This is a genomic window from Lysinibacillus sp., assembly GCF_032093475.1.
GTDB lineage: Bacteria > Bacillota > Bacilli > Bacillales_A > Planococcaceae > Lysinibacillus > Lysinibacillus irui.
Window position 1 is genome coordinate 1 of record NZ_DAMDAY010000193.1, and the last position, 4,642, is coordinate 4,642.

The 4,642-nt window shown below is 30.3% G+C and carries 6 protein-coding genes; 1 reads left to right on the forward strand and 5 read right to left on the reverse strand.

Annotated elements, in window-relative coordinates; genetic code table 11:
• Nucleotides 1–214: 214 nt before the first annotated feature.
• From RT445_RS23020 to RT445_RS23040, 5 genes are all read right to left on the reverse strand, one after another.
• Nucleotides 215–1,099, reverse strand: coding sequence for a DUF4435 domain-containing protein (locus RT445_RS23020; RefSeq protein ID WP_001273050.1), 885 nt, complete (start codon nucleotides 1,097–1,099; stop codon nucleotides 215–217).
• 3 nt (nucleotides 1,100–1,102) lie between these two features.
• Nucleotides 1,103–2,083: an AAA family ATPase gene (locus RT445_RS23025; RefSeq protein ID WP_079263751.1), complete on the reverse strand. Its 981-nt coding sequence runs from the start codon at nucleotides 2,081–2,083 to the stop codon at nucleotides 1,103–1,105.
• A 105-nt stretch (nucleotides 2,084–2,188) separates the two neighbouring features.
• Nucleotides 2,189–2,557 carry an AAA family ATPase gene (locus RT445_RS23030; RefSeq protein ID WP_001291418.1) on the reverse strand — a complete coding sequence of 123 codons (369 nt, stop codon included), beginning with the start codon at nucleotides 2,555–2,557 and terminating at the stop codon, nucleotides 2,189–2,191.
• A gap of 414 nt (nucleotides 2,558–2,971) precedes the next feature.
• Nucleotides 2,972–3,754: a hypothetical protein gene (locus RT445_RS23035; protein WP_000613404.1), complete on the reverse strand. Its 783-nt coding sequence runs from the start codon at nucleotides 3,752–3,754 to the stop codon at nucleotides 2,972–2,974.
• A 108-nt stretch (nucleotides 3,755–3,862) separates the two neighbouring features.
• Entirely contained in the window at nucleotides 3,863–4,267 is a 405-nt protein-coding gene (locus tag RT445_RS23040) for a hypothetical protein (protein WP_000750923.1), read from the reverse strand.
• A 278-nt stretch (nucleotides 4,268–4,545) separates the two neighbouring features.
• Here RT445_RS23040 and RT445_RS23760 point away from each other — a divergent pair.
• The coding region (locus RT445_RS23760; protein ID WP_396631824.1) for a YjhX family toxin at nucleotides 4,546–4,642 on the forward strand (97 nt) is incomplete at its 3' end.

Here is a 4,642-nt window from a genome sequence, read left to right on the forward strand (position 1 = left end):
TGCAGTCAAGCACACAAAATGACATTTGCTTTAATTTAGATCATTAAAAAGTAAGGATAAATAATGAGATAATTATTGTTAAATGGGGGTTTATAAAGGTGAAATAAAAACAGCCTCGGAAGGCTGTTTTTGAGGGCTAGAAAGATTGCTTATCAGATGTTTTATATTGATTTATATAAATAAAATTAATAATCTTATAAACTTTTCTAGTTATTTATGCTGCCTTTTGATCAGATTGTTTGATAAAACCTAATAGCATCATAAGCTTTTTTCCAAAATTAGAGTTTTCAAATTCTTGATTAGGATAAGCCATTCTAAAAATACTTTCTAATCGCTCTCCTTCAACAAATTTAGAATCACTTACATTTCCAAAATGTTTTTGGAGGCTTTTTCCTAATATTGAAATAACATCATGTCCATTAGCAATTTTTGTATGAACGTCCCATTCCTCTCCAATATCATCAGCCATAAGTTGTAATACTTGATCTACGTGACAACAGCTATCTATAGAAATTCTTTCTATTAATTTGTCATGCTTTAAACATAGCGGATTTAATTCAATAACTTTCTTAAAGTTAAAAGGTTTAGAAAATTTAAGATTAATATCTGTGGTCAAAGCATTAAGAAATCTAAGCTTAGAAAGTGGATATGCTAAATCATAAATCACTTGTCTAACTTGTTGTAGATCAAATTGACCATTAATTCTTGGTATTTTTTCTTTGGAGCCTAGTTCCAAAAGAACTTTATTTAAAGCTTCATCACTTTCGAACATTACAATTTCAAGATCTCTATGATCTACAGTTACAATATCTTTAGGAAGAACAGTTTTGATAGCTTCGTGATAATCTCGGTCAATTACCCCAATAACAGTTTTGCCCTTTTTTTCTATATCTGAAAGAAGGTGCCATTCAGTTAATAAATCTACAACTCCTTTCCAACCGTTTCTTTCCTCATAAGTAATAGGATTCTGGGAGTTAAATCTTTGTTCAAAAAATCGGATATCTGAATCACCTTCTACAATTAACCAAGGTTTAACCTCTTTTGTCATTTGTACTATTTCTGTGATTAATTCTTGAGTAGTTGAAAAAATAGCGCTCATTTCTTACAAAATCCCACCATCTAAAGCAATACAAAGATTCCGTTTTGAACCAATAATTTGTGGTGAATGAGTAGCTATTAAAAATTTATGGCCTCTTAATTTCTCAACTCGAGCGATATCATCTAAAAAGCTACGTTGCCAATCAACATGAAGTGATATTTCAGGTTCATCAATTAAGTAGTATGTACCAGATTCAGCTAAAAATATAAGTTCATAAAATAAGACAATTTGATGCTGTTCACCCGATGAAAGTTCAGAAAGTTTTAATTCTTTTTTTTCACCATATTTAGACGTAAAATAAAAACCTTTTTCATATTGAACATGGAAGTCTTTATTATTTAATTTATTTCCAACAATATCTTGAAATGTCTCAATTTTATTTAATAAATCATCATATACTGCCAATTTTTCATTTAAATCTTGCAAATATAATGATAGAACTGTTTTTACGTTTTCATTATTTAAACCATCATCAGGTAGCGAAATGTTTTTTTCCCTAAATAACAAGCCCGCATTCAAAATTTTTGTTATTTTATCTTGAGTTTCTTTATATTTTTCACGAATATTAGTTTCAGACTCTACATATGAAGGTAATGGTAACGTATTAATATTTTGTATAAGTCGCTCAGGAAATGATTTATCATGAGAAGCTGTCTTCTCATTAGATTCAGCTAAAGATGTGGCAATTTTTTGAGATAAATCCTTAGCATATCTTTCAATCATATATCTACTAAAATTTTTATTTTTTGATTCATCTTCAGAAGGCAGATAGATTAACCTCTGCGTTTTTACCATAAAAAAATTAAATAAATCTGCATATTCATCTAAACTCTTAGAATTCTTAAGGTATGTATGAACAAGCATGCTATGAGAACCAAATCGATCAATATCTAAATAATATTCACGGTCATCTATAAATCTTGCTCTATGGAGATTTCTTTCCTGAATATAATGTCTTCTCCTTATATCATCATAACCTACCATATCTTTTTCTGAATAAAGAAGTGGGAATGCTAGTAAAAATTCTTCTTTTTTATCGTCTATCGATATGTAAATCGTAAAAAAATCTACTTTATTATCAAATAAATTTTACTCCATCTCATTATTAAAATATTTTTTTGATCCTTTTGATTTATTATTTTTAATTTCAAAATTTTTTTCGTCTTTAATAAAATATTTTCTCTTTATAATTTTTATTTTCCTATCTTTTTTATTTGAATCTGAATGAATTAATACAAACTCATTAAAGTCAAATTTTGAAAAATTATTATAATCTTTATTATAAAAAGACATTACCATATCCAAAAGTGTTGTTTTACCACAACCATTTGGTCCATGAATAATTGTTATCCCTTCTTCTCTTAAATATATTTCGTGCTTAAGAAAACCATTCAACCCCTCAACACATATATATTTTAAAAAAATTTCTGAATCTGTAGTTAAATTCTTTTCAGACATTCTATTCTCAATGAACTCAATTTTTATGTTCCTAAATTATATATAAGTCGTACATAAAAACAACTAATTAAATTCTTAGTTATATATTAAAAAATCTAATTATTTTATTTACTTCCACTTAGTATAGGATGATATAGTCACACGTTGGTGGACCGTGATTGTAGGTAATTATACTTTTCTCTATAAATTGAGAGTATCATTTCATATACTAGGAGATTCCACCAAATTTCTCTCACTTATCATAATAACATGCTATATATTTTAGAATATAATTATTTATAATCAAATAGTTACTTATGTATAGATTAATTCAATTACACCATTCTAAATAAACAAAGCTAAGCCCAATAACCGTGACTTAGTTACAAAAAAAGCCTCTGTTTCTACAGAGGTTTTTTTCAATTCAACAACTTATTATTTATGAAACCATGGTTTCTTTGGTGCAGTCCCAGTATACGCAGGACTAACTTTAATCGGCCCCTGACCTTTTTCGCATTGTTGAACACCCCACTCACTCGGGCGAAAACGTGCATTCGCTCCATCAGGCTCAGGTTTACCAAATTTTTTTTGAATATCATAATCAATGAGTGGTATTTCAAGTAGCACGATGTCTCCACGAGAACAAGCGATGGTAGGACGTTTCGTATCGTAAACCCATTTACCATAGCCATTTTCTTCCTTAGGATCAAAGCGCATAACTGGACCTACATGCTGATCCCATGCCAATTCCATTCGAGGAGGCTCCATCGCAGTAACCCACATTCCTGCAACCCGTATAGGATGAGGGAAACGTACCGCCTGTAATCCCCGTAAACTAAAAGGTACTTGTGGCTCACCGTTGTCAAAAGCATCGTAACGACTAATTAAACTCCCTTTAGGAATCAACAGTTCGCCATATTGTGCATCTTGAGATAAAACGAAATGGCTGCGACGTTCTTTGTAATGCTGCTTAAGAGCAATCTCATACTTTACCGATTCAGTCATATAAAATAAATAACCTGCCCACAGGTCACATATTAATGCTACTAGCGTAATGAATAATGTTTTTTGAGAGAAAAACCTCACAGGCTTTTGAGCCTTATTTCGCCAAAAGAATAGTGCTTTCACTAATAAACCTAGCGTTAGTACAACACCAATCAATAGAGCAATAAACAACAGAAAAATTGCAAAAACCGAGAATGTCTGTACAGGTATCATAATTGTTAAATCTTTAATTTCATTTTTTCAAAGGTGGGTCACCAAAAAAATTCTATGTACATTTATTAAAAAACAAGCATTATGACTCACAGGCACTATTTTATAGTTTTAGCATTCACATACTAAATTAAGCATAGCTAAATCATTGTCACCCGTGGCTTTCATTACTTCACTCTTTTTATCGCTCTTGTACTTAAGTTCACCATTATTTTTATCACCAATCATAAAGTCTAAAATCTGTATGGTCTTATGTGAACAGTCAAAAGCCATATGAAATTGTGCGATATTATCTTTATCAAAATCACCTGTATAAAACTTTGTTTCGGGTACGCCAACTAGTTTTCTGGTAGCAGTAATTTTAAATTTACTTTTACTTGGTAAATAAAATTCGATTGAATCTAGTTCAAAAGTATAAGCGATATCTTCTTGTTGATAATAAACTTCTTCTGCTTGAATACTATTTGAAAAAGCTGCACAGGTAGCGAAAATTAGGCTAAAAATTGTTTTTTTCATTTACTAAAACTCATACATAATTTTTTGTTGCCTGATTTTATATAAATGAAAGGTCTATGAATATAAAAAACATTTGCTATTAAATGATATATACAATTAATATATACCTTACATAAATGTATCCCCCTTCTCAAAGAGGTTCATATGTTGGAGATAGTAATCATCTGATAATCACTCTCAATTTCTATTATTGAGTTGATTATCAATGTCGCAATTTTTCTGTGGTCATATTTCTGATCACCTCTATTTGCACGTTTGATTATTATCAAGGCTCCAACATGAATCTTTCAAAGTTCGAACAACGAACTCTCCATGTCCTTGCTAAAGGCGGACATATTAAATACCAACGTGACGCATCAGGCGCAGTCTATTTCG